The 24,990-nt window shown below is 53.9% G+C and carries 27 protein-coding genes; 7 read left to right on the top strand and 20 right to left on the bottom strand.

Annotated features, from left to right (window positions below; all coding sequences use genetic code 11):
• Nucleotides 1–11: 11 nt before the first annotated feature.
• Nucleotides 12–548 (bottom strand): hypothetical protein, encoded by a 537-nt coding sequence (locus tag J0L72_02285; protein MBN8689601.1) that lies wholly within the window; start codon nucleotides 546–548, stop codon nucleotides 12–14.
• Nucleotides 549–803: 255 nt separating this feature from the next.
• Here J0L72_02285 and J0L72_02280 point away from each other — a divergent pair, with 255 nt between their 5' ends.
• The 3 genes from J0L72_02280 (at nucleotide 804) to J0L72_02270 (ending at nucleotide 4,353) form a co-directional block, all read left to right on the top strand.
• The gene (locus J0L72_02280) at nucleotides 804–1,994 is read left to right on the top strand and encodes a hypothetical protein (GenBank protein MBN8689600.1); all 1,191 of its coding nucleotides are present in this window, start codon (nucleotides 804–806) and stop codon (nucleotides 1,992–1,994) included.
• A gap of 69 nt (nucleotides 1,995–2,063) precedes the next feature.
• Complete coding sequence (locus J0L72_02275) at nucleotides 2,064–3,974, top strand: glycoside hydrolase family 15 protein (GenBank protein MBN8689599.1); 1,911 nt, start codon at nucleotides 2,064–2,066, stop codon at nucleotides 3,972–3,974.
• A 10-nt stretch (nucleotides 3,975–3,984) separates the two neighbouring features.
• Nucleotides 3,985–4,353, top strand: a complete 369-nt coding sequence (locus tag J0L72_02270; GenBank protein ID MBN8689598.1) for a hypothetical protein — start codon at nucleotides 3,985–3,987, stop codon at nucleotides 4,351–4,353.
• Nucleotides 4,354–4,357: 4 nt separating this feature from the next.
• Here J0L72_02270 and J0L72_02265 read toward each other — a convergent pair whose 3' ends face one another.
• The 18 genes from J0L72_02265 to J0L72_02180 all read right to left on the bottom strand — a co-directional run bounded on the left by J0L72_02265 (nucleotide 4,358) and on the right by J0L72_02180 (nucleotide 20,288).
• Nucleotides 4,358–4,792 carry a 2TM domain-containing protein gene (locus J0L72_02265; protein MBN8689597.1) on the bottom strand — a complete coding sequence of 145 codons (435 nt, stop codon included), beginning with the start codon at nucleotides 4,790–4,792 and terminating at the stop codon, nucleotides 4,358–4,360.
• The gene (locus J0L72_02260; protein ID MBN8689596.1) at nucleotides 4,789–5,730 is read right to left on the bottom strand and encodes a GNAT family N-acetyltransferase; all 942 of its coding nucleotides are present in this window, start codon (nucleotides 5,728–5,730) and stop codon (nucleotides 4,789–4,791) included. Before J0L72_02260 ends, J0L72_02265 begins: the two co-directional genes overlap by 4 nt.
• A 9-nt stretch (nucleotides 5,731–5,739) precedes the next feature.
• Nucleotides 5,740–6,264, bottom strand: coding sequence for a hypothetical protein (locus J0L72_02255; protein ID MBN8689595.1), 525 nt, complete (start codon nucleotides 6,262–6,264; stop codon nucleotides 5,740–5,742).
• A complete protein-coding gene (locus tag J0L72_02250; GenBank protein MBN8689594.1) occupies nucleotides 6,261–6,539 on the bottom strand; it encodes a DUF1844 domain-containing protein in 279 nt (92 codons plus the stop codon). The genes J0L72_02255 and J0L72_02250 overlap by 4 nt, the downstream gene beginning before the upstream one ends.
• Nucleotides 6,540–6,652: 113 nt before the next feature.
• Entirely contained in the window at nucleotides 6,653–7,429 is a 777-nt protein-coding gene (locus tag J0L72_02245; GenBank protein ID MBN8689593.1) for a PEP-CTERM sorting domain-containing protein, read from the bottom strand.
• A gap of 218 nt (nucleotides 7,430–7,647) precedes the next feature.
• The gene (gene mfd, locus J0L72_02240; GenBank protein MBN8689592.1) at nucleotides 7,648–11,175 is read right to left on the bottom strand and encodes a transcription-repair coupling factor; all 3,528 of its coding nucleotides are present in this window, start codon (nucleotides 11,173–11,175) and stop codon (nucleotides 7,648–7,650) included.
• Between the two features lie 20 nt (nucleotides 11,176–11,195).
• Nucleotides 11,196–11,903: an SDR family NAD(P)-dependent oxidoreductase gene (locus tag J0L72_02235; protein MBN8689591.1), complete on the bottom strand. Its 708-nt coding sequence runs from the start codon at nucleotides 11,901–11,903 to the stop codon at nucleotides 11,196–11,198.
• Nucleotides 11,900–12,724 carry a 6-carboxytetrahydropterin synthase gene (locus tag J0L72_02230; GenBank protein MBN8689590.1) on the bottom strand — a complete coding sequence of 275 codons (825 nt, stop codon included), beginning with the start codon at nucleotides 12,722–12,724 and terminating at the stop codon, nucleotides 11,900–11,902. Before J0L72_02230 ends, J0L72_02235 begins: the two co-directional genes overlap by 4 nt.
• Nucleotides 12,721–13,584 carry an ABC transporter permease gene (locus J0L72_02225; protein MBN8689589.1) on the bottom strand — a complete coding sequence of 288 codons (864 nt, stop codon included), beginning with the start codon at nucleotides 13,582–13,584 and terminating at the stop codon, nucleotides 12,721–12,723. Before J0L72_02225 ends, J0L72_02230 begins: the two co-directional genes overlap by 4 nt.
• A complete protein-coding gene (locus J0L72_02220; GenBank protein ID MBN8689588.1) occupies nucleotides 13,577–14,587 on the bottom strand; it encodes an ABC transporter permease in 1,011 nt (336 codons plus the stop codon). The genes J0L72_02225 and J0L72_02220 overlap by 8 nt, the downstream gene beginning before the upstream one ends.
• Nucleotides 14,584–15,996, bottom strand: coding sequence for an ATP-binding cassette domain-containing protein (locus tag J0L72_02215; protein MBN8689587.1), 1,413 nt, complete (start codon nucleotides 15,994–15,996; stop codon nucleotides 14,584–14,586). The genes J0L72_02220 and J0L72_02215 overlap by 4 nt, the downstream gene beginning before the upstream one ends.
• Nucleotides 15,997–16,013: 17 nt before the next feature.
• Entirely contained in the window at nucleotides 16,014–16,481 is a 468-nt protein-coding gene (locus J0L72_02210; GenBank protein MBN8689586.1) for a DinB family protein, read from the bottom strand.
• 1 nt (nucleotide 16,482) lies between these two features.
• Nucleotides 16,483–17,517: a BMP family protein gene (locus J0L72_02205; protein MBN8689585.1), complete on the bottom strand. Its 1,035-nt coding sequence runs from the start codon at nucleotides 17,515–17,517 to the stop codon at nucleotides 16,483–16,485.
• Nucleotides 17,518–17,607: 90 nt separating this feature from the next.
• Complete coding sequence (locus J0L72_02200) at nucleotides 17,608–17,850, bottom strand: hypothetical protein (protein ID MBN8689584.1); 243 nt, start codon at nucleotides 17,848–17,850, stop codon at nucleotides 17,608–17,610.
• A gap of 171 nt (nucleotides 17,851–18,021) precedes the next feature.
• Entirely contained in the window at nucleotides 18,022–18,510 is a 489-nt protein-coding gene (gene nuoI, locus J0L72_02195; GenBank protein MBN8689583.1) for an NADH-quinone oxidoreductase subunit NuoI, read from the bottom strand.
• Between the two features lie 3 nt (nucleotides 18,511–18,513).
• The gene (locus J0L72_02190; GenBank protein MBN8689582.1) at nucleotides 18,514–19,089 is read right to left on the bottom strand and encodes an NADH-quinone oxidoreductase subunit B; all 576 of its coding nucleotides are present in this window, start codon (nucleotides 19,087–19,089) and stop codon (nucleotides 18,514–18,516) included.
• Between the two features lie 57 nt (nucleotides 19,090–19,146).
• A complete protein-coding gene (locus J0L72_02185; GenBank protein MBN8689581.1) occupies nucleotides 19,147–19,338 on the bottom strand; it encodes a hypothetical protein in 192 nt (63 codons plus the stop codon).
• Entirely contained in the window at nucleotides 19,323–20,288 is a 966-nt protein-coding gene (locus J0L72_02180; protein ID MBN8689580.1) for a prepilin-type N-terminal cleavage/methylation domain-containing protein, read from the bottom strand. The genes J0L72_02185 and J0L72_02180 overlap by 16 nt, the downstream gene beginning before the upstream one ends.
• 114 nt (nucleotides 20,289–20,402) lie before the next feature.
• On the opposite strand from J0L72_02180, the gene J0L72_02175 reads away from it, so the two are divergent.
• Nucleotides 20,403–21,338, top strand: coding sequence for a serine hydrolase (locus J0L72_02175; protein MBN8689579.1), 936 nt, complete (start codon nucleotides 20,403–20,405; stop codon nucleotides 21,336–21,338).
• Here J0L72_02175 and J0L72_02170 read toward each other — a convergent pair.
• The gene (locus tag J0L72_02170) at nucleotides 21,335–21,865 is read right to left on the bottom strand and encodes an HNH endonuclease (GenBank protein MBN8689578.1); all 531 of its coding nucleotides are present in this window, start codon (nucleotides 21,863–21,865) and stop codon (nucleotides 21,335–21,337) included. The two genes, J0L72_02175 and J0L72_02170, sit on opposite strands and share 4 nt — an antisense overlap.
• A gap of 324 nt (nucleotides 21,866–22,189) precedes the next feature.
• On the opposite strand from J0L72_02170, the gene murA reads away from it, so the two are divergent.
• From murA to J0L72_02155, 3 genes are read left to right on the top strand one after another with little or no spacing between them, the layout of a single operon-like run.
• Nucleotides 22,190–23,476, top strand: coding sequence for a UDP-N-acetylglucosamine 1-carboxyvinyltransferase (gene murA / locus J0L72_02165; GenBank protein MBN8689577.1), 1,287 nt, complete (start codon nucleotides 22,190–22,192; stop codon nucleotides 23,474–23,476).
• 9 nt (nucleotides 23,477–23,485) lie between these two features.
• Nucleotides 23,486–24,499: a rod shape-determining protein gene (locus tag J0L72_02160; GenBank protein MBN8689576.1), complete on the top strand. Its 1,014-nt coding sequence runs from the start codon at nucleotides 23,486–23,488 to the stop codon at nucleotides 24,497–24,499.
• 2 nt (nucleotides 24,500–24,501) lie between these two features.
• The gene (locus J0L72_02155) at nucleotides 24,502–24,990 is read left to right on the top strand and encodes a hypothetical protein (protein MBN8689575.1); all 489 of its coding nucleotides are present in this window, start codon (nucleotides 24,502–24,504) and stop codon (nucleotides 24,988–24,990) included.

The raw sequence follows: 24,990 nt of genomic DNA, 5'->3' as shown, positions 1-24,990 counted from the left end.
CGGCCCTTTCGTCAGGGCTTAAGTCGAACAGGCGGTTGCCAAATCGGACTCGAGTCAGAGAAAGCGACTGATGGAAGGCGAAGTCCGTTCTGGTTTTTCCAAGTCTTCCACAGGTGGAGACGGCGATCTTTGCCGAATTTGTAGACCTTAAGCCATTTAGGCGTGGATCCATAATAAGTGTAGTAATCGTAGTCGTCAACGATCCACTCGAATTCGCCGTCTTTGTCGATATCCCGTAGAATCGGGCCACCTTCTTGCTTTTCTAATCGCAGAATCGGCGTGAGCTTTGCTCTCTCCACTCGATAAAACGTCCGCCTCATGGAAGAGCCCATGCCTGGCTGACTTTGCTCCATGAACAACGGAAAGCCGACGTCGAGATGTATGAAACCGCCCTGACAATTGGGCCACTCGTCAGAGGTTTCCAATACAACTTTCCCGTTCCGCTTGAGTGAGGCCTTCCGAAGTTCCGTATTGTCCCAATCATAAAGCGCCAGGTAGTCCCATCTCCCGCCGTAGAGCTCTTGGCTCCAGGCGCATGTAACCTTCAAATCCGAAAGATTCCATTCATTTCCGAACGTGAACTGGGACAAAAGTAAGTAGAGCACTATCCAGTTGATGCTACCTGTCGGGACTATCTTTAATCAGTTTCGCCAACACAATTTCATCCGCTCCGTTTCCCCAACCCGCCGGGATGTGGGAGCGAGACGAAGTCGAGCGGGGTGGGTGGGCAAAACATCCCGGCGGGCCCACGCCCGACCATTGAATCAGCGAAATAGAGGAGCAAGGCCAAACGTCCGACACCCATGGAGAAACGAATCGCCGCCTTAGCCCTCGCCTTGATCCCAGGATTGGGAGCCTGCTCGGCAGCCATCGCCGTTCAAGAGTCCGAAAAGCAATCCATGACCATCGCCAAACTGAACAAGAGTCAAGTCAGGTTCACCGAGCGACTTTTGGATCGAATCACCGCTGCGGCGCCGACTGACAATGTGTTCGTCTCCCCCTTGAGCATCAACCTCGCGCTTTCGATGCTACGCGAAGGGGCAAAGGGCACCAGCCGAACGGAAATCAACACCGCTCTCGGTAGCGATTCGCTCAGCTCGGAAGAATGGAGCTCCGTCTTGCCGATGCTCAAATCTCCGAATATCTTGATCTCGAATGGACTCTGGACCTCCAAGCAGTATTCGGTGAACAACTCCTTCATCGAAGCGCTGCAACAGCGATTCTCCGCCGAGGCCGAAGGAATCAATTTCGAAAACGACGATGCCGCCGAGCATATCAACAAGTGGATTACAAACAGCACCAAGGGCATGATCCCAGGCCAGCTGACGCCGATGGCGCTGCGTAACCAGGTGCTCTTCTTGATCAATGCGATCGCATTCGAAGACACTTGGCAGACTCAATTTATGCCTGACGGCAACGAGAAAGGCACTTTCGCTCTGGCTGGTGGAAAGACCTCGCCGGTGACCTACATGAACCGGTTCCTGTTCATCCCGTACAAGAAGTATTCAAGCTACGAATCCGTCTCGCTAAGCTACGTGACCTCTGGGTACGCGATGAACATTATCTTGCCGAGCCCAGGCGTGACTCCGATGGCCGCGCTCAAGAAGGCGATCTCCGGTACCGCAAAGCCGACCCAAACCCTAAATCAAGGGATGGTGACGATTCCGAAGTGGGAAGGCCGCGCGACCTACGACCTCAAGAAAATTCTCTCTGGGATGGGATTGAACTCGATTTTCCAGGGCGGAGAAGCAAACCTTTCTGGGATCGGAAGCAAGCAAGGCGATTACTTTGTCAGTTCGATTGTCCACCGGACCTTTGTGCAAGTCAACGAATCTGGAACGAAAGCCGCGGCAACGACTGAGATCATGCTTGGGTCTGCGGGTATTCCTGTCACGGACTTCCACTTCAAGGCCGACCGCCCCTTTGCCTACACCTTGACCGGGCCTCACGGCGAGCTACTGTTCGTGGGCATCATGAACAACCCGGCACTCTGAGCCAGAGCCGAAGTGGATGAGGCACAATTCAATATGCCTCGTCCACTCGTGCTTGGAAATGGTCATTGTATGATTCAGTTTGATGACCGTTACTCCATTCGCGACCTCTTTTATCCGATCGTTGGGCATCAAAATCACCTCGGCGGGCACCCGATTCGAATGGGGGTTTGGGTCGAAAATCAGTTCTCGTGGCTGGATTCCGACGGTTGGCATCGGCAGATCAGATACGAAGATTCGACGTTGGTCGGAGATTGTGTCTTCGAGCATTCCGGACTCGGAATTCGCCTCCATTGCACGGACGCTCTTGATCCGGTTCACCCTTGCTATGTGCGCAAAATCCGGGTTGAGAATCTACGGTCTCACTCCCGAGAGGTGCGGGTCTTCTTCACGCACGATTTGCGAATCGCGGAGACGGATATCGGCGACACCGCCGCCTATATTCCGGCGGTCGATGGCATCGTCCATTACAAGGGGAAGCACGCCTTTCTGTTCACTGCTTTTACCGCGAGCCATGGTTTGCACCAGTACACCACCGGGCTGAAAGCGTTTAAGGACTCGGTCGGAACTTGGCTTGATGCTGAAGACGGCGAACTACATCCAAACCCGATTTCGCAAGGTTCTGTCGATTCTACAATTTCGGTCAGGGTTGCTTTGGAAGCGAATGCGGATGAGATGCTCACCTATTGCATGGTCTGCGCGCCGAGCATCGAAGAGTCTGTCTCACGGTTCATCGAATGGGGCGGGCGGGATATTGGCAAACGGATTGGCTACGCACGGAGCTACTGGAAGTCTTGTCTGAAGTCGAATCGGGTCACTTTGCCAGATTCGAGAACACAAGAGTTCTATGAACGCTCGCTGCTGACGATTCGAACTCAGATTGATAATGGCGGAGCGATTTTGGCCGCCAACGACAGCGACATCATGGAGACCAACCGCGCGACATACAGCTTCGTTTGGCCACGAGATGGTGCGCTTGTGGCCACGATTCTCGACGATGCGGGGCACACAGAACTCAGCCAGCGCTACCACCAATTCTGCGAAGGGCTTCTCACTCCTGACGAACCTTTTTTCCGTCACAAATTTTCGCCAGACGGTTCGCTTGGCGCGAGCTGGCACCCGTTCGAACACTCCACCGAGTTCTCGTCGCCGATTCAAGAAGATGAAAGCGCGCTGACGGTTTGGTCCATCGCCCAGCATTTTGAATCCGTTGGCGACATCGAGCGAATTGCTCGGTGGTATCCCAAGATGATCAAGCGCATCTGCGACAAAATGGTCGAATTCAGAGATGCCAAAACCGGTGAGCCAAAGCCGAGTTGGGACCTGTGGGAAGAGCGCTTTGGAATCCACACCAACACCCTCGCAACGATATGCGCAGGCCTCGCGGGCGGGGCAAAATTGGCCCGCGTCCTCGGCGATGAACCTTCTGCTGAGCGCTGGAATTCGGCAAGCTTGGAGTTCGCAGAACTACTCAAATCGCGGTTTTGGAACGAAGATCTCGCTGCGTTCTACCGAATGCGGCACCCCGACGGCACACCTGATTCCACGCTGGATTCTTCGACGCTGGCAGTAGGACTACTCGGGGCTTTGCCGGTTGATTCTGTTCAGGTCAAGCAGAACGCACAGACCCTTCGATCGGCTCTCTGGGTGAATTCTCCAGTGGGCGGGATGGCAAGGTATCAGGGGGATTATTACTTCCGCAGAACGGACGATTTCGCCGGAAATCCGTGGGTGATCTGTACTCATTGGCTTGCCCAGACCGATCTCATGCTTGCCGAATCCAGTGATTCTCGTACCGCGATTTTCGAGCAAGTCATGCAGTGGACGCGAGCACGAGCAACGGAGTCTGGAATCCTTGCGGAGCAATATCATCCTTACACCGGCGAACCGCTAAGTGTGAGCCCTCTGACCTGGTCGCACGCAGAAGTTTGTAGAACTTGCCAGTTGTTCGCGAGCTTGGAAGGGAGTAAGGCAGTAAACTAGAGGCAAGATCATGGTTCTGACCCCTGCTGAATTCGATATGGTCGCCGCGAAACTTCAGTTGAGCGCTGAACCGGCCGAGCGAGAGATGAGCGCGGACGAAGCCGCAAAGAAGCTACAAGTGCCCGTCGAGCAGGTCATTGCGCTGATGGAGCGAGAGCGCGGAGATGAAGAACGTTTCCGCCAGCAGTACCTTTATCCCCAAAAGATGTCTGGACCGAAGGCGTTCCTCGTCGCTGCCGCCATGATGATCGGTACGTGGATGATCTTCGTGATTCTCATGAACAGCATCGATCCGAAAGCCAACGTTCAGGTGCGACCGAAAGGTGTCGATACTCCAAATCCGAACGGCAGAATGGTCGAACAAAAGCCCCGGATGTAACCGGTCAATCGTTTTCTAAGGCTCGGCGTTTCATTCGCCAAGTGAGGAATTCGTCATCCGTCACCGACGGCTTTGTGAAGAAGGTGTTTCCGAAATGGATCGCCAACCCGATCCCCCATCCAAGCAACGGATAAATCCACCAAGTATCGCCGCGCGCCATGAAGATCAGAAATGCGTTTACCACGACGTATGGCACCAAATGCTGGATGAAACCCCGCTTTCGGTACTCCTGATATTCGGCCAGATCGTTGGTGACCGCCCTCTTTGAGGAGTACTCCTTGGCGGCTTGCATGACTGCCTCTTCCGAAATTCCAAGTTCTCTGGCCGTCTCCATGAGCCGAGATTTCAAGTCGATCTCGTCGCTGCTCTTGCGAATTGCCAACGACAAAATCGCCTCGACTTCATCTTCCGACTTCAAATTTAGTTGCTCAAAACTCATGTAAGGTCCTTGGTATAAGTGGTGTATCTTCTCGAAATCTCGAAGCCATGCCGTCCGTAAAAATCGCCGAGCGTGGTCCAGTCGATAATAGTCTTACGGGCGCCACGGGTTTTGAGTTCAACCAAACTATGCGCAAGGAGCGCGTCGCCAAGTCCTCGCCCCCGAACTCCCTTGCTCACTCCAATCGGGCCGAGCGAGCCCCAATTCGCTCCGAGATCCTGATTCCAAACGGCACCGCCAATCGGGAGCTGGCACCCGTCGCTTTGGATCAAGGCGAAACCTTCACATCGACCGTTTTCGAACAGCCCCATGATGGTTTGCGGACCTTCGATCTGCCACTTTTGCAAAGAGTCGTACTTCCACCGGCCTGGGAACTCTTCATCAAAAAACCGGGTGAGCTCGGTCAGATCGTCAGCGGCGCATGGCCGGACAACGATTCCCTCGCTTAGCGCACACGACTCGGGCAGAACATAGTCCGCGAGATCACGTTCAAGATCAAACTGCTCGGCTTCTGCCGGCGCAAATCCCAGTTTTTCAAGCGCATGACCGAGTTCTGGCCAATCTTTGGGTGCGCCGGGAAAGAGGTGCAAGTTCTCTTGACCAAAAATGACTTTCTGTATTCCAGAAGCGCGAAGTACTGGCTCAACGGCATCCCAAAGTTCCTGAGCAGCCGCGTAATCCTTGAACACGAGGAGTCCCAAATGCGCTTGCAGCGGTTCAGGCCCGGGGTATAAGCGGGATGCCGAAAACTTGATGAGCGCCGCCCCGACGAGCTGGTGAGTAAAGGTCGCCCATCGGCTCGCGTCCAGATTCAAGAGGGGAGTTCGCTGAAAATGCGACTCTAACAAGGATTGGCGCACGTGGTACCGTTCCGGCACAGTGCGGAGATAGAACTCGTGCAGAACCGAAAAGTCTAGATGCTCAACGCGGCCGATCACAGCGTTAGTTTATGCCGCGAGCCGTCGCAGATGCTCAGCGTACCGATTGACAGCCTCGCGTGTGCGCATGATTCGACCGATCAATGTCCCACCATCGCCACGCAACAACTCATCCAAAGTGTTTGCACCGAATAGGGATTCGAAAGCATCTGGAGCGGCGCCGTATTGATCGAGCTGACCGTTAGAGTCGTCGAGATCGACTTCCAGATAGGCCACAACGTAGGGCCGAATTTCCGAATAGTTGCGCTGCATCCACTGTCGGAGCTCGGCATACTTGGCTTCCATCCGTGGTTCTGGGCCGTATTGGGCCGAGTCGCAAAGGAGCTCAACCAGAGTCTCAAAACGACTATAGAATTCGATCAGTTCAGCCTGTCGGTCACGAATGGTCAATTGTTGGTCCTGAGATTTGGATTCCGTTCGTGACTTTGTCCAATTGAGATAAGCGATTTGAAACCGGTGAGGCAGATTGCTTGCCCACATCAATGGCTTGCCAGCGGAAACTGGAGTGGTGTTGATCGTATTTTGTTCGCTCATTTGCTCTGCTCCACAAAATTCACTTTCAAATCTCGAATCAGATTCTGTACCTGTCTTCGATCGGATTCGTCCAGTTCCGCCTCGATCAATTCGGATAATCGCGAACACGCCTCAATGGCGAGCTTTGCTTGCGCGATGTCTTTGTGAATCTTACCGGTGAACGTATCGGATTGCATGCCCATTCTCTGCCAAGCAAGCGCGGCGAACTGATCCATGGAAACCGCGAGCACGGTCCGCACATCAATCGGATCGTTTGAAGAAGGCTGATCGGACATTCTCTATCAATTCTGACGTATCGAATGTCAGATTTGAATCGGACTAGGCCTAAAAACAATCGACACCCCGCACATTCGCGGGGTGTCGATTGAGTAGATTTCTCTAACTAGGCTTATGCCTTGCGTCGGCGTCGAGCCAAAGCAGCAACGCCGAGTGCCAGAGCAGTCATCGATGCTGGTTCTGGAACTGCCTCGAATCGGTTGAAGTTCGAGATCGTAACGCTGTTGTCGAATCCTGGATTTCCACCAGCGATCGCAGGACCAGGCATCACTTCGTCAGACATGTAGCCCGTATCGGAAGTCATGTATGCAACCCAGTTAAATCCGAAGTTGGCTGAGGTCAAGCCCATTGTGCTTCGCGAGATCGAAAGCTCTCGGTTGTTGGCAACTGAACCAGCTGTATCCTTGAAGGTCAAGAAGTTCAACGAGCCGCCGGTGAGTTCGAACGAGACCGAACCGAACGAACCGAAAACGATCGCATAGTCGGCAGCAAAGCCCGAAGGACCGGTCAACAATCCGTTTGCGATTGGTCGAGTAATTGCAGCTCGGCCACCGTCGGAAGTGTCGTTCATGGTCGCGTCGGTGAATCCGCCAGCCTTAGAGTCGATCAAAACAACGATGTTGTTGAAGATTCCGCCGTTTGGATTGAATCCGAAGTACATGTTGTTCGCGGTAGCTTCCATTCGAATGGTTGCGCCACCCAACGTTCCGCCGAATCCAGAACCCGAACCGTTCGCGTACGATGCCGAATACTCAGCAGCGGTCGAATCGTTGTTCACGTTGACTGAAGAATCAGCATTGAACGTATCTCCGTCCGTCAATGTCAATACTTGCGCGTTTGCTGCGACTACGCCGCAGGCCAACAACGCCAAAGCAACTAGATTTTTCATGAGTAGTAATCCCCTTTTCTTTCAGAACTCGACAAAATGCTGACGAGTACCACTGTTATCGGGTGTTTATGGGGCACGATTTAGTCATGCCCCAAACCTACTTGTAGGTAACACCTTCTACAGTCCGAGTTTAATATATCATAGGTTGTGAATACGTATGCACGTATTTAGTACGGGACATTTCAGACGAACCTGGATTCCAGCAAATTTACGGGTGCTTACAACCCTAAACTGGCGAGTTGTTCTTCAACCTCATGAACAGCTTCTTTGTACGATTCAATCGCCCGCTCTGCCGCTGCCAGCGGGCCACCGGTAAACGGCCACGTTAGGACTCCGCGGCTGTAATAGCAGTCCCTGTATTTCTTCTGTAGCAACACCCAAACCCGAGGGTTGTACTCAACAGACGGCTTGAACTGGATGGCGATGCGTCCGCCCTGCCCATCCATTTTCTCGATCTTGAGTTCCCTTGCTACTAGGCGTAGCCGCATGATCCAGAGCGCTCGTTTCACCTCGTCGGGCAGCTTTCCATACCGATCGGCGATGTTTGCCTCGACGGCGGCAAGCTCTTCCCGGGACCGGCTAGACATCATCGACTTGTAGATATACAGCCGCTGCGCCTGGTCTTCGATGTACGATTCAGGAATATAGGCCTTGGTTGGCAAGTCCAGGCTAGGCAGAGGCTCCAACCCCTCCAGCGGATCATCGTATCTGGCGACAGGTTCGCCATCGGCATGCGCTTTGAGGAACTTAATTTCCTCCGAAATCAACTGAGTGAAAAGCTCATATCCGACGTTCGCCATCGCGCCATGTTGTTTTGCGCCGAGCATGTCGCCAGCACCCCGAATCTGCAAGTCGCGATACGCCAAACTGTAGCCGCTTCCTAGGCTGGAGAATTCTTGCAGCGCTTGCAGCCGGCCAACCGCATTCTCCGTCAATGACTTGTTGCCTTGGTGCAGCAGGTATGCATAGGCTTGGCGGTCGCTTCGTCCCACTCGCCCGCGCAATTGGTAAAGCTGTGCGAGCCCCATGAAATCGGCGTTCTCAACGACCAAAGTGTTCGCGTTTGGAATGTCCAGGCCAGATTCGACGATCGTCGTTGAAATCAAGATATCGAATTCGCCCTTGATGAATCCGATCATTACCGGCTCCAACTCTTTCTCGCTCATCTGGCCATGCCCAACCGCAATCTTCGCGTTCGGCACCAGTTTTTGAATCTGCTCGGCAACGTGATAGATTCCCTGAACCCGATTGAAAACGTAATAGACTTGCCCGCCTCTGGCCAACTCCCGCAAGATCGCTTCGCGCACGACTTCCCTGCTGTAAGGCCGAACAAACGTTCGGATCGGCAGCCTTCCCGGAGGAGGATCGGTGATCAACGACATCTCGCGGATGTCCATGAGGGCCATGCTCAAGGTTCTCGGGATCGGGGTAGCGCTCAAAGTTAGCACATCGACATTGACGCGAAGCTGCTTGAGCTGCTCCTTCTGCTTCACACCAAATTTCTGTTCTTCGTCGATGATGACGAGCCCCAGATCCTTGAATTTCATCTCCTCGCTCAGCAAAGCGTGAGTTCCGAGAATGATGTCAATGTCGCCTTCATGCAGCCGGCGCAATATCTCTTTTCGCTCGCTACCGGTTCGGAATCGATTGAGCAGTTCTAGCTTGAGCGGAAATGGTGCCAGGCGTTCTTGGAAATTCCTAAAATGCTGCTCGCTTAGGATCGTCGTCGGACAGAGAACAGCAACTTGACGCCCAGCCTGAGCGACCTTGAAGGCGCCGCGGATTGCAACCTCAGTCTTGCCAAATCCGACATCGCCGCACACCAGGCGATCCATCGGGAAATCCGTGTTCAGGTCACGTTTTACTGCCCGAATCGCTTCCATCTGGCTGTTCGTTTCCACGTAGGGGAACGTCGCCTCCATCTCGGCCTGCCACGGACTGTCCGGTCCAAAAGGGCTGCGTTGTACCGTCTTCCTTTGTGCATAAAGCTTGGTGAGATCGCGAGCAAATTCGCGCGCTTCCTCCCTCGCTTTCGTCACTGTTTTTTGCCATTCACCGCCAGTCAATCGGTTCAGTTTCGGGTTGTGATCGCCCGGATTTTGGTACTTTTGAACCCGGTCGAGCTGATCAGCAGGCACATACAGCTTGTCCGGGGCAAGATACTCAATGAACAGATATTCCTTTTCGACCCCCGCCACTGTCCGGCGCACGAGTCCACGATAAATGCCGATTCCAAAATTGATGTGTACAACGAAGTCGCCATCTTTCAGGTCGAGTACCGTAGTGATCGGCACACCTTCGTTGAACTTTCGCTGAGGCAGTTTGAGCCGCCCAACTCCGAACAGCTCTTGGTCCGAGAGCAAGACGAGCTTCTCCTGCGGAAGGAGGAATCCGCCAGCCACATTGCCGGTCACAAGAAGCAATCCTGGCGCGACTTTCGCTTCTTCGGATTCAGTCGGATAGAGCTCGACTTGCGAAAGCATCGCCTTGGCTCGGGTCGGCTGGTCGCTAGCTACGGCAACGGAAAATCCTGCTTCAATCCAGTTTTGGATGCTCTGGACCAGGTACGCCGCTTGCCCCCGATATGGAACGGTGCTGAGCGCTTCGACTTGCTGATCGACGTCTGCTCGGAGCCAACTGGGGAGCGAGTCGAGCGAGCACATCGCGACGAGCGGGACCTCGGCAAACTGTTCGACCGGTTTCATGAAGTCGAACGCACTGGTCTTGAGCAGTTCGCCTCGGCTCGCGCGTTGGCTAAGAGCTTCTTGCAGGTCCTCTTCGGCCCGCGCCACGATCGGCTCCAGTTCGAATGGATCGTCGAGAATGAGCAATCCATCCTCGGGCAGAAGGTCCACTGCGCACTCTGAATCTGCATTCAAGAACGGCCGATAGACTTCCAGGCGATCAAAGAAAACCCGGTTCGTCAACGCTCTCAGGTCAGCTTTGACAATCTCTGTTAGGTGTCCGGCTGGCCCTTCTGGCAGTGCCGCGGCTTCTTGCTCAAGCGTCCTTTCTAGGATTTCGATAAGCGCCGGCAGGTCGGATTCGCTTGGGTACAGCACTTCGCGGCTGGGCGCAAACTCCAGCGAATCGATTTTTTGGATCGAACGCTGAGAACCGGCATCAAAAATCCGCAACGACTCGATCAGATCGTCAAAGAACTCGATGCGGACAGGCTTCTCGTGCCCCATCGGATACACATCCACAATCCCGCCGCGCTGGCTGTATTGTCCAGGCAACCGCACGGGCTCCGCGGCTTCGTAACCGAATCTCAGAATCGTCCTCAAAAGCTCGTTCGGGTCCAAAGTCATCCCGGCGCGAATCTGTAAAAACGCAGATTCCAAAATTTCCTTTGGCAATGTTCGCTCGAGCGCAGCGGCCGGAGTGGTGATGATGATCGACGGCTCAGGATCAATCAGATCTCGAAGTGCACCAATTCGATCGCTCACCGCGACGGATTCTGGAGCAGCATCCTCGAACAGCGCAGAAATGCCGCTGGGCATCTGCCGAATCTTGTCTTCGGAGATTCCGCATAGCACCAATTTTGCTTCCCAAGCGAGAGCTTTTTCGTGCGAACTGGTGACGATGAGGAGCTTGCGCGGGTTCTGGCGATAGAGTGCCGCAGTGAGGATTGGGCGTGCGTCAGACGCTAGATCGCGCCACACCTGGGTGTTCCCGGGGGTGGTCAGAACCTTCTGGATGCGCGGCAACGCCGCGACCTGATCAACCCACTGGCTGATGCGCATGCGAACTCCGATTGTACCGGTTAGACAAACCCAAGCGGCGGCATGAGGGTGATTTCTTCTACCGTTCGATCAAACGGTAGCTCGGTGACCCAAACCAAGGCATCAGCGATCGCCGAAGCTGGCATCATTTTTCCGGGATCTGGCCCGCCGCCCACATGGTCCCAAATTTCGGTATCGGTAGCACCTGGATGGACGTTTGTCACGGCGATTCCTTGGTCCCGCACTTCCTTCGCCAAGATGCGACCGAACTTGGACATGCCGGCTTTGGAAACAGCGTAACCTGAGCCGCCGACAAATTCGACCGTGCTCGCGATCGAACTGACATTGATAATTTTTCCCGCTTTGGCTTCGAGCATGAACGGCAAAATCGCCTTCGTCACGCGCATTGTCCCAAACAGATTGACTTCGATCTGATCGAGTTGAGCTTCGATCGGTGAACCGGAAAAGGTCTCAAAATTGGCGTACCCGGCGTTGTTGATGAGCACCAAAGTTTCGCCGTTTGGCAGGCCGGGAATTGCGTCTACAATTCGCTGAATGTCGGATGGCTGAGTGACGTCGCACGGAACGGGAATCGCGGCCTTCGCACCCAGTTTCAAGCACTCCATCGCAAGTTCGCTGATCAGATTGTCGCGCCGAGCGGCAAGAACGAGTGCATGTCCTTTGCGCGCGAGCGACAAGGCAGTCTCGCGCCCGATTCCACTGCTGGCGCCCGTGATGATGACGTTCATGCGGTCACCTCAAACATGTTGCGAGCAGTTTCGTGTAGGCGAACCCGGACCAGCGCTGCCGGGACGACTAGCTGGAGGGTCTCAAAAATCTGTTGAGCGACGACTTCGCTGGTCGGGTTCTTGCCCGAGAATTCTGGCAAGTCCAAGTTCAAATTCTTGTGGTCATACCGATCAACAACGCTCCGATGAACAACTTCGTCGAGTGCCGCCACATCGCAGATCATTCCCGTCGCCGTATTGGGCTCGCCGGTCACCGTGACCTCCAGAAGATAGTTGTGCCCATGGCCGTTCGGGTTGTTGCACTTCCCAAAAATCGAGAGATTCTCTGCGGCGGAAAGGCTCGCAGAATCCAGCCGGTGCGATGCGGCAAATTCATAGGTTCTTGTCAACGTGATCATGTTTGTTTTGGCGTCCCATTCGCCGTAAAGAGTCGGCATCTCTTCGAGCCTAAGTCCGGTCAATCTGGCTCCAACCGGAATCGAATCCGCAAGCAAATCGGCGATGTAAATCAATAGATTTTCGATGCACGAAGACCGCGACGCGAATTCTGGAATCTCGTCATTGATGCTCTTTTGGTCGAACTTCGACTTGACCTTCTGTAAGAGCACGGCGTCGATGTCCTTGATGTTCACCACCATGCCGGAATTCGGATCAACCGAACCCGCGCACCGCACGTCCAAAACGTAGTTGTGGCCGTGATTGTACGGACTCGCCCACTTGCCGTAGAGCTCCTTATTCTGCTCCACCGACAGCTTCGAATCCCAGTACCGATGGCCGCTGCTGAATCCGATGCGCCGGACTAGAGTGACCTCAGAATTCACGAATTCCTCCGAAACGGTATTCCGAGCGCGCCTGGACTCCGCGTTCCTTTGCCCAAAATGACCAACACAAGCAGAGCCACGACATACGGCAGTGCGATGAAGAATTCCGCTGGGACGTTCGCGGTTCCGAACTTGGCCTGGAGCCAAAACTGTACAAGTTCGGCGGCACCGACGAGCATCGAAGCGGCAAAAACCCAGATCGGCCGGAAGCGACCAAATGTGACCAACGCGATCGCAATGAACCCTTTTCCGTTTGTGAATCCCTCTGCAAAGCTGCCCGATACTCCCACAGATAGATACGCGCCTGCTAGACCAGCCATTGCACCCGCCACCAGCATCGCCTGCGTGCGGATCTTGATCACATCAAATCCACTGCTGACCGTTGCGGGGGGATATTCGCCCGCGGATCGAAGGAGCAATCCCCATTTTGTCTTGAACAAAATAAAGGTCAGTGCCGGGACCGCCAGTATCATGGCGACCGTCACAAAGTCGATTCCAGGAGCCAATGCCGGGATCATCGGCACTTTAAGCAGCGTGCCGCTTTTACCAAATTCAGCTCGATAGAGCGTTCCTGTGAGTCCCAAAGAAAAGAGGTTGATCGCTGTGCCGACCACCACTTGATCAGATGCGAGTTTGACGACAAACAGTGCGTTGAGCAGCGCGAAAACCACTCCCACAATTACTCCTGCGACCAGCCCGAGCCACGGATTTTGGGTTCGAATTGCGACGATTGCGCCTGCATAAGCGCTCGATAGCATGGTCCCTTCAAGGCCGATGTTCAGCACGCCCGCTCGCTGGCCCAGCGTCTCGCCACATGCCGCAAGGGCAACCGGTGCGCCGTAGCGCAGAATCTCAAACACGCTCCACTTCCTTGCGCTTTGCGTAGTAATTTAGGAGAACGTGCCCGAGTACTGCCACTCCCTGAATCACAAAGATCAACGTCTGATCGCCTGATCCAAAACGAGACATGTACTGTGTGCCGGAAAACAGCGCGCCGAAATACAAACCAGAGCCAAAAACTCCAGCCGGGTGGATGCCCGCTAACAGCGCAACTGGGATACCGTAGAATCCCCATTGTTGGGCAAACCCGGCGTCTATCGCACCAGAGATTCCCAGATATTCGACTCCGCCCGCCAGTCCGCACAATCCGCCAGAGATCGCCATCGCGCGCCATTGAATCTTGGCGACATTCATCCCAGCCGCCTTCGCTGCACGAGCGTTTTCTCCCACGATTCGAATCTGGAGCCCACCCTCACTGCGAAACAAATAGAGCCACAACGCGAGTCCAGCGAGGATCGAGAGGAAGAACCCGACGTGAAGATCACTCTTGTTGCTGAAGCGCGTGAGCATGACAGCGTCATCAAGCCGTAGCGTTTGCGAGAGTTGGAATTTGCCCGGCGCCTTCAGCGGGCCACGCACGAGGAAACTGAGCAGTTGGATCGCGATGAAATTGAGCAGAATCGTGGAGATCACGATCTGGACGCCGCGGGAGATGTAGAGCCAAATTGCCAGGCTTGAGTAAAGTGCACCTCCCACGACGGTCGAAATCAGGATCAATATCATGAGCAACGCCGGAGGCAAGGATTGTCCTACCGCTGCGACGGTCGCACCAAAGATCCCACCAAAAATGTACTGACCTTCGCCGCCAATGTTGTACATTCCGGCGCGCCATGCCACTACCATGCCGAGTCCTGTGAAGATCAATGGAGTCGTTCGTGCGAGTGTCCGGCCCCATCCAACTTCCCCGTCAAATGCTCCTTTCGCCAACATTTGAAGCGATGGGCCAATCGGCAAGCCAAACGCAAGCAGCGTCAGCACCAAAATCAGTAGCAGTCCAGCAGCCAGAATGATCGCGCGCTTCATAGAGCCGCGCCAACCCTTGATTCGTACAGCTTTCCGCGAGATAGATACAATATTCGATCAGCAACTTCGTTGAGTTCGTCCTGATCGCTGCTGATGAGCAGTACTCCAACGCCGTCACTAGCAACTTGGCGTAGCAGGTCCCGGATCATCGCGCTTGAGTTGAAATCCACACCACGCGTTGGATTCATGGCGACGAGAATTGGAGCATTCTTGGTGATCGCACGGCTCACCACAACTTTCTGCTGATTGCCACCGCTCAATCCCGAGACCGGTTTTGTAACGGATTCAGCCTTTATATTAAACTTTTCGACCTGTTCCTGTGCCCAAGCTCGAATCTCTGATGGATTCAACAGCTGAAACTTCTTGATTCGATCTGGCAACATGTCCAAGATCATTAAGTTTTCCTGCACAGATTGATGTAGGCTAAGACCCTCCGCGCGCCGATCTTGGGGGATATAGGCGACTTTGCCATGAACGTCCGCAGAGCCTGATTCCGGCGAGCGTAGTCCACAAACAAGCTCTGCGAGTTCATGTTGACCGTTGCCATCAACTCCACCGATTCCGAGCACCTCGCCAGCTTGGAGTTGTAGGGATAGCCCTGCGAGGGCAAGGTTTCCTCGATCACCTCGCAAGTTCACATCAACAAGTCGGACGAGGCATTCGCCTGTTTCCTTCTCATAGGTCCGAGTTGTGGATTCTGCATCTTCGCCCAGCATTTCCTTGGCGAGCATCTGTTCGTCGCAGTCGTCAATCGTATGGCTTCCTTGGAGTCTTCCATTGCGCAGAATCGTCACCCGGTCGGCGATCGAAAGCACCTCTCGAAGTTTATGGGCGATCAGGACGACTGCTTTTCCGTCCTCCTTTAAGGAGCGAAGGACGGAGAACAGATCCGTGACTTCGTCTTCCGAAAGCACTGCCGTTGGTTCATCAAGGATGATCATCTGGGCGTCTGCGATGAGCGCTTTCAGAATCTCCAATCGTTGTTGCGTTCCGACCGGGAGCGATTCGGTAATCGCATCCATCTCGAATTCCCATCCAAGTTCAGCCGCCTTCGCGCGAGCGCGTTGCAACACCTCTTGGGGTTGGAAATGAGATCGGTTGTGAAACAGCGAAGAAAGCACCAAATTCTCTCCGACGCTGAACCCCGGGACAAGCATAAAGTGTTGGTGGACCATCTCGATCCCCATCGCTCGCATGGCTTTCACGTCACCGACGGGACAGGGCTTTCCATCAATCTCTAGTGTCCCGCTGTCCGGAATGACGAACCCGCCGAGAACGTTCATAAGGGTGGACTTCCCAGCTCCGTTTTCGCCGATCACAGCATGTATCTCGCCGCTTTTGAACTCAACGCTCACCGTTTCCAAGGCCATTGTCGGACCAAAGGACTTGGTGATTTTCTCGGCAACCATTAACATGCTAGGGCGCACTACCAGTGAACTTCATTATCGCCGTAGAACGCTTGAATGAAGTTCAGCTGGCCCAGGTGATAACTAACGTGTACGGAAGCTAGTCCCAAGAGGTCCTTCGGCTTCATATCTCCCATCGGAAGATGATAGACCTGGTCCATGTCCGCTTCGGTCAATCCATCACACGCGTCCAGAAGATTCTTGATGCTCAATTTGAAGCTATCAATGCCCGCCGATTTTGATTGTTGATCCTCTGGGGCAGTGATAAACCCATCTTGGGGCGGAGGACCTGGGTCACCGCCGGAAAGTCGTGTCGCGAGCCGATTGTTCACGACCGCGACTTCGTAAACGATGTCAGCTGGGGTTCGCGTGACGCCGCCGATACTAACCGCGTATCGTTCGTCCGGAATGGCGAGAATGTCCTTCTCAAAGTATGCCGCCATCTGTTCGATGGTCTGCCGCAAGTGCTCTTTGACCGCGAGTGACATTTTAGAATTCGTCCTTTGGAACGACCAACTTGCCTGCTTTGATTTCAGCGCGCGCGTTCTCTACGGCGGCCATTGCTTCGGGCGAAACTTTGCCAGCCAACGCTGGGTTGACGATGAAGTCAATCGCGCCCTTGTCGAGACCGAATAGCTCGACGCCACCAACGTACTTCCCTGCCTTCACGCGCTCTGCTAAGTCGATGAACGCGGGTTTTGCATTGATGATCGCAGAAGCGATCACCGCAGAGCTGTTATCGTTCTGGTCCGAGTTGGCACCGAAGGCATAGACGCCCTTTTCTTCGCAAGCATCAAAGACGCCCTTTGCGGCATTGTTCGCCTGGTGAATCACAAAGTCGGCTCCTTCGCCAATCGCGCTGAGGGTGGCCTGCTTAGCAGCGGCGACATCGGTGCCGTTCTGCAATCCGATGTTGACAACTTTGATCTCTGGCTTGACGGATTTTGCACCCGCTTCAAAAGCCTTGAAAGTGCTGTCGATGCTCGGGATTCCAACCAAACCAACGGTGGCGATTCTGCCCGATTTGGACATTTCTGCCGCCATGATTCCAGCCAAGTAGAAGCCCTGCTCTAGGTAGAACCGAAACGCACCTGCGTTCGAAGCGGTTTTGCCACCAGAACTGCTCACGAAGACTGTGTTGGGGAAGTCCTTGGCAAGCTCGACGCCAGGCTCGTTGTACTCAAATCCGTGTCCGAAAACCAGGTGATATCCTTCCTGAGCGTACGATCGCATGGAATCCTTGATCTTGGTTCCTCCGGCGACTTCATTGCTCACTTTTGCACCGGTTACCGCTTCCACTCCCTTGAGCGCTTGGTACGCCATCGCGCTCCATCCGGCATCGCTCACTTCGCCAGGAGTGATCAGCGCGACCTTAAACTCCCCTTCGACCGGTTTCAAAGTGGAAGTTGGAGCGGCGGGTTTATCTGTACTTGGAGTGTCGGTACTGCCAGAGCCGCTAGCGCCGCCGTTGCAACCCAGAAGAAGGATCGGCAGACAAAGAAGAGAGAGCCATTTCGTAAACATGATTGGATTTACGAGAAGTTACCCAAAGATAACAGCAGAAGTGCCAGCAACTCGTGCTGGCACTTCTAAACTTTCTTGGCGCGCGCGTGTTTACAGCGATAAACCGATGGTCGCTTGCTCTAGGTCGCGCTCACGATATCCGATCGGAACCAACGCTTCCGAGACCGGGACCTCGTCAAAAGCGATCTCGCTCTCCAGGTATCCGTCGTCAACAGTCACCGTCGGGTGGTCGATCATATTATCGCGGATCTTTGTGAGCGACGCGAAAGCCACGGCGTGAGCATTGCTCACTCCGCAAAATAGGACAAGTAGTGCTAGGATGCGTCCCTTCATGGTTCTATGACCTCTCGGCTTCCGGCGATGTTCTTTACAGAAAGCACATTTCGTACCAAAGCCTTAGCGAACATAGTAATAATACTGACTTCTACTAGCAATTGCATCAGGAAAATGAAAAAAACCCTGGTAACTTGAGCAGTACCAGGGTTAATTTTGTTCTGAAAAGGGTTACCGAATAGTCGGAACGCGCTTGTAGCACTCGTCCGCTTCGCCCGGATATTTCTCCAGCAGACGCTCTTTTGTATAGATGAAGTCTTCGCGCTTGTAATCTGCGAGCTCGAAATTCTGCCGCAAGACGATCGCACCAGTCGGACACGCTTCTTGGCAATAGCCGCAGAAGATACACCGAATCATGTTGATCTCATACCGCACGGCGTACCGCTCACCTGGCGAGTAGCGCTCGGTGTCAGTGTTCTCGGCGGCTTCCACGTAGATGCAGCGCGCTGGGCAAGCTCCCGCACAGAGCGAGCAACCTATGCACTTTTCCAATCCAGAATCGTAGCGCACGAGGTAGTGTCGCCATCGAGTTCTTTGATACTGTTCCCGACGTTCGTCAGGGTAACTGATCGTCACCTTCGGGTTCTTGAGCCGGCGGGCGGTAATCCCAAATCCGGAAAGGATCGGTTTAGCTACATCTCGAAAAACATCAAAGCTCATGGTTTAGGCGTTCTCCAAGGTTCGAGGACTGATCTCGATCAGCTTGAGATCGGAAAACTTCTGAGGATTCTTGCTGCGCTTGATCTTCTCTTGCAGCTTCATCACCGCATAGATCAATGCATCAGGAGATGGCGGGCAACCCGGGACATACACGTCGACTGGGACGACTTGATCTGCTCCTTGGACGATTGCGTAATTGTTGTAGACGCCGCCGCTGCTGGCACAGGCACCCATGCTGATCACCCACTTAGGCTCAGGCATCTGGTCATAGATCTGGCGCAAGACCGGAGCCATTTTCTTGCTCAATCGGCCAGCGATGATCATCACGTCTGCTTGTCGAGGCGTTGCGCGGAAGGCTTCAGAGCCAAATCGCGAAATATCGAACCGGCTGGCGGCCGTTGACATCATTTCGATCGCGCAACAGGCAAGACCAAAAGTGAGCGGCCAAAGCGAATTGGCGCGTGCCTGACTGATCAGCTGTTCGACTGTGGTCAACACGATGTTTCCGCCCTTCTCGATATCACCGAGTTTTGGGGTCGAACTGTCGTGCAAAACAACGGTTTCGATCTTCTTTGGCATGAATGATTTAGTCTACCGAAAACAACGCCCATGCGTTTGCATGGGCGTTGTCTTTGATTATTTGTCGCCTCGAACTCCGCTTCCGGCTCGGCCCTCACTGAGTTCCTTCTCAGGGGCAGGTCGAGCCTTCCCGTCGGCGTCCTTGAAAACGCTATCCATGCTCTCCTCCTTCTTCATCGAGTCGCCTTGGCAACCCAGTGTCAGCAGAGCGAGTAGCAGCGTCGCGAACAGACTTAGTCGAGGTCCCATAGATAAACGCTCGCGTCAAAAACCTTGCCGCCCAGCGAACCATATGGCCGGCAACCCGCAACGGTTTGCTTGACTTGCATCGGCTTCACGTGACCATCAGCAAATGAGATGACGCAGACGCCATCCATCAATCCAGGTTGGTTGTACGACGACTTGACTTGGTTATGGAATGGCCACATGCCACCATAGACGAGCCAAGAATTGCTATTGAGCGTCGGAGTTGGATCAGCCCATCCATCAGGATAGTGGTGCAAACTGCCATCGCCGGAGCCTGGGGCATATTGCGAAATCGGCCGGAGATAAGCACCGGAGTTGTCTTGCCCACATGGAGCCTCGATGACCCAGTTCCCTCCTCCGATTGGAGCACCACTTCGAGCGTTGCGATCCCAAATGGCGTTGGCGAACATGATGGTTCCGGCGGTATTGGTGATTTCACTGCCATTGATCACCGCAGAGGTGTTCCTGTAGTTGACCCGAACGCCTTGTCGCCATGGGCTGAAGAACACGTAGTTGTAACCCATGTTGCTTCGAACCATGCGAATGTAGTCCTTTTGGACTTGTGTGAGAGCCGCAACGGTTGACGGGATGTTTGGCGCGTGGTCGGCAAAGATGATGTTGTCTTTGTTCGTACCATCCACCGGGCATCGGAAAACTTCGTAGCTCTTCGAGTAATTGAGCAAGACCTGACCGACGACCACGTCCGGAGGACCAAATCCCCATCCCCGGGAGTTATGTCCCGAGTTCGACATCATGTACGAATCGTCGTTATCGTCGACGTACATCATGCTGGAAAGGCCAACTTGCTTGAAGTTGGAAATGTCGACGGTCTTCCAAGCGGCTTTTCGAGCCTGAGCGAAGACAGGGAACAAGATCGCTGCCAGAATTGCGATGATCGCGATGACAACTAGCAGCTCAATGAGTGTGAATCCACGGCGTGCATTAAATTTCATAAGTATTGCAGTCCTCCTAGGACTTATGGACTAGACTTCAATATACGCGAACTTTTGTCGCAAAACTTGTCTCGGCCAAATTTTGCAAATTTTTCGCAGCAAAATTGGGCACAGATGAATGCGACGGGATATCCTTTCCTAATGCTCCTGACCGCGGTGGCCCTCAGCAATCTCATCCTCATGAATTCCGGTTCGATCGATCAAGTGTGCAAAGATTCGGTTCAAGCGACGATCACTCAGTTCCCTGATGAGAAGTTTGCGCCGGCAGACCTTGCCGTTTCCGTGAACATCCTAGATCGCCCCAACATGACGTGGCAGAGTGGAAACTACGGCGGCGAAATCGCCTACTATCCTGCCAGCGTGGTGAAGCTGTTTTGGCTCGCCTTTCTCGCGCACCAAGTCGAAATCGGCAAGGTGAAGATGACCGAAGAAGATCAACGCGCCGCGCGAGACATGATTGTCGATTCGAACAATGACGCGACCGGAGCCGTCGTCAACTTGAGCACCGGCGCGCTTCCTGGCCCAGAACTCAAAGGCAAGGAGTACGACGCCTGGCTCGCTAAACGTATGCAAGCAAACCGGTGGTACGAATCTCTTGGCTACAAGGGCATCAATGTGCTCAATCGCACGTACAACGAAGGACCTTATGGACGCGAGGCACAAGCCATTGGAAGACCAGCCAAGAACCGAAACTCTCTGACCGCCAATGCAACCTGCCGCCTGATGAGCGAGATCGCTCTCGGCAAGATCGTTGGGAAGGACAAGTGCAATTGGATGCTCGGACTTCTGAAACGCGAGATTCCGGTGGACAACCCAAAAGCAGACGACCAGAGCATCAATTTCATCGGCGGAATTCTGGCTTCAAACACGGTACTCCACAGCAAAGCAGGATGGACCAGCGATGCAAATCACGACGTGGCCTACCTCAAAATGCCTGATGGACGAGAAGTCGTGATTGCCGTGTTTACCATCAAGCCGAACAACGAAAAAATCCTACAGGCTCTGGCCAAGAACGTGCTCTCGAATCTCGGCTATCCCGTGCGAGGCTAGTTGGCGACCTTGGCGAAGTGATCGAACACGGGGAGGTAGAACTCCCATCGATCCTGATCCTTTGCTTTCAGGTAAGCCGGCAACGAAATATATGGGATGAAGTGCGGGCGCCTAGGAGTGGTCTTCAACTTCATCTTTGCCTGATTCGGGGTCTTATCGGCCTTTTTCAGGTTGCATTTTCGGCAGCATGCCACCAAATTGTCCCAAGTGTGCGGACCACCCATCCACCGCGGCACCACATGATCGAGCGTCAGGTCTTTGCCTTTCACACCGCAGTATTGGCAGGTGTAATGGTCTCTGGCCATGATGCTATGCCGCGAAAGTCGCAATTGCGGCAATGGCCTTCGCACGTGATAGCGCATTCGGACAACCGACGGCGCGACGAGGCCGCCGTGAGTGGTCATGATCTCCTCTTCACCATGTTCAAGAATCTCCGCTTTTCCAAGCATGATCAGCGACATGGCGCGACGAATGTGGCACACGTTTAATGGCTCAAAATCCGAGTTCAGCAACAGTACTTCAGGCATTTTGGGACTCCGAAACAAAAACCGGACCGGCATGCGAAAGCAAACCGATCCGGTGGGTTGGCGATGAACGCACGACAGCTATCGTATCCGCCCAACGGGGCGGCCAAGTATTCAAAAACTCGGGACAGAGTGCCAATCCGATCATCGCTTCAATATTCTCCAAGACGATGCGTTGTCCAAATTTGGAGCATATCCCTTAATATAATTTAACATTTAGAACCTGAACATCGTTCTTTTGCTAGGGATTTCCGAGTCCTTACGGTAGAATCTATCGTCCTTGGGTTGCTTATCATTGGATAGGTTCGTTTGGATGCGCGCACGATTATGGACGTTTTGAAGATCACAGGAGGAACTCCTCTCGTTGGGGAGATCGAGATAAAAGGAAGCAAGAACGCAGCGCTCGCGATTCTGTCTGCGGTGATCTTAGCTAAGGGAGAGACGATTCTCCAGAATGTCCCTCGCGTCAGCGACATCGATATCAAGCTCCGGCTTCTAGGTCGATTTGGCGTCAAATATCACTGGAACGACAAGAATCTCCACATCGACGCCACAAACCTCCAGGACGTCGAGCCTGAAGAAGATCTTGTCCGTCCAATTCGAACCTCGTTTTATGTTCTAGGTTCTCTGATCGCCCGAATGGGACGCGCTCGGTTGCCCAAACCGGGTGGATGCAAGATCGGAGCACGGCCTGTGGATTTCCACCTGAAGGGCCTCGCTCTGATGAACGTGACCATCGATGAATCGAGTGGACGATATCTGGCCGAGACTCCGAAACTGGTCGGCGCGGAAATCTATCTTGACTTCCCTAGCGCCGGTGCGACCCAACACCTGATGGCGACGGCTTGCCTTGCTCAGGGGCTCACCGTAATTCACAACGCGGCGATCGAACCTGAAGTGATCGCTCTGGCGGGCTTTCTCAAGAGAATGGGCGCCAAGATCGAAGGTGATGGAACCTCGACAATCACGGTGAACGGAGTCGATGAGCTTTTTGGCTGCACGTACCGCGTTCCCGAAGACCGAATTCAAGCCGCGACCTACTTGATGGCTGGCGTGATCACCGGCGGCGATGTCCAAGTTACCGGGATTGTTCCTGAGCAACAAACCGCACTTGTCAACAAGCTTCGTGAAGCCAATGCAGATGTGTTCGAAGGCAATGATTGGATTCGAGCCCGCGTTGAGGGTCCACTCACCGCGATTCGAGTCAAGACGATGCCTTATCCGGGATTCCCTACGGACATTCAGCAGCCGATGGCTGCCGTGTTGGCCCTGGCGCACGGATCCAGTGTTATCGAAGAAACCATCTATGAATCGCGATTTGGGCACGTTACTGAGCTGAATCGGATGGGGGCAAAGATGCGCATCGAGGGCCGCTCGACCATCATCGACGGTGTCGCGAAACTAGAGGGCGCGGTCGTCGAGGCATCTGATCTTCGGGCTGGTGCGGCTCTCGTCCTAGCAGGATTGGCCGCCGAAGGCGACACGATCATCAAGAATATCCACTATATTGATCGTGGATACGAAGAATTAGAGCACAACCTGCGGCAATTAGGCGGTACCATCGAACGCGTCCCTTTTGACGATGGAGTGTCGGCTCCTACCGAAGCCGTTTAATCGAATCCCTTGAAATTAGTTCCTGAAATTGGCATTGACCTCGGCACCGCGAATTTGTTGGTGTATCGTCGCGGCAAAGGCATCGTGCTCAACGAGCCTACGGTAGTCGCGATCAGTGTGTCCAACGGCAAAGTACTCGCCGTTGGCAATGAAGCCCGCGATATGCTGGGCAGGACTCCGGGCAACATCAAAGCCATTCGCCCGATGAAAGAGGGCGTCATAGCCGATTTCCACACCACCGTCAAGATGTTTGAATACTTGATGGACAAGACCTGCGGACAGCGCAAGTTCTTTAAGCCTGTCGTGCTGGTTTGTGTTCCTAGTGGTGTTACTAGCGTCGAACGACGTGCCGCGATTCAGGCTGCAAAGCGCGCAGGTGCGGGCCAAGCCATGACCATCGAGGAGCCGATGGCGGCCGCGATTGGGGCAGGACTTCCAATCAGCAGCCCCGGAGGAAACATGGTCGTCGACATCGGCGGAGGCACCACAGACATTGCGGTTATCTCACTTGGTGGAATCGTGATCAGCCACTCACTGCGCGTGGGAGGAAACCGATTGGACGAGGCCATCATTCGCCACGTTCGAAATACTTACAACCTACAGATCGGCGAGCCCACTGCGGAAGAAATCAAGATCAAGATCGGATCAGCCTTTTCGATGGATCAAGAACTCAAAATGGCGATCCGCGGCCGAGATATGGTGGCGGGACTACCGAAGACGGTTGAGATTTCTAGCATCGAGATTCGCGAAGCGTTGAGCGATCCGGTCCGACAAATCGCCGAAAAGCTCTGTGCGGTACTCGAAGAGACTCCTCCTGAACTCAGTTCGGACATCATCGAGCGCGGAATTGTCCTCACCGGTGGCGGTGCATTGCTGAACGGGCTGGACCGACTCCTGCACAGCGTGACCGATATTCCAGTTCATGTTGCAGATGACGCTATGAATTGCGTAGCGATTGGTACGGGCCGCGCGCTCGAACAATTAGAGGCGATTCGGGCCAGTGGCGCCGTCTCAGAATTTTAAGCATGAAACCAGTTCGACTTTTTTCGGTTGCGATTCTTCTGGCCGTAGGTGCAAATCAAGCTCTCGCCCAGAATCCAGTTACTCAAAAGGAAGTCGACAACGCTTGCAAGAAGGTCTTGTCTTCTTTTTCGGCGAACCTGAATCTGCCGACGCACTCGATCAAGTTGAACGGCGGAAACACAGTTGCAACTCGGGGCTACATCATTCAGCGGTTCCATTCGATGTTTACTTACATCAAGCCCAAATTCCTGCGAAAGCCCGATCCAGCATTCAAGAAGTCCAAGATCGATTCCAAAGGTCTTAGCACCGTCGAAGCGGCACTTCTCCGCACCCTGGTTGATAACGGATTCGTCCAGTCCACCAGCCCACTGGCGACTGGCAAAATTACTAGATTTTCAACCACGGAGTTTGGGACTGACCTCGGAAAATTCATCGTGCAGGCCGCTGAATTGACTCATAAGTCCGATCCAAAGTACAGCCCGCGCCGTTAA

This window comes from Armatimonadota bacterium (genome assembly GCA_017303935.1).
Classification (GTDB): Bacteria; Armatimonadota; Fimbriimonadia; order Fimbriimonadales; family Fimbriimonadaceae; genus JAFLBD01.
Note: the sequence above shows the minus strand (reverse complement) of the source record. Positions and strands in the feature narration are given on the sequence as shown.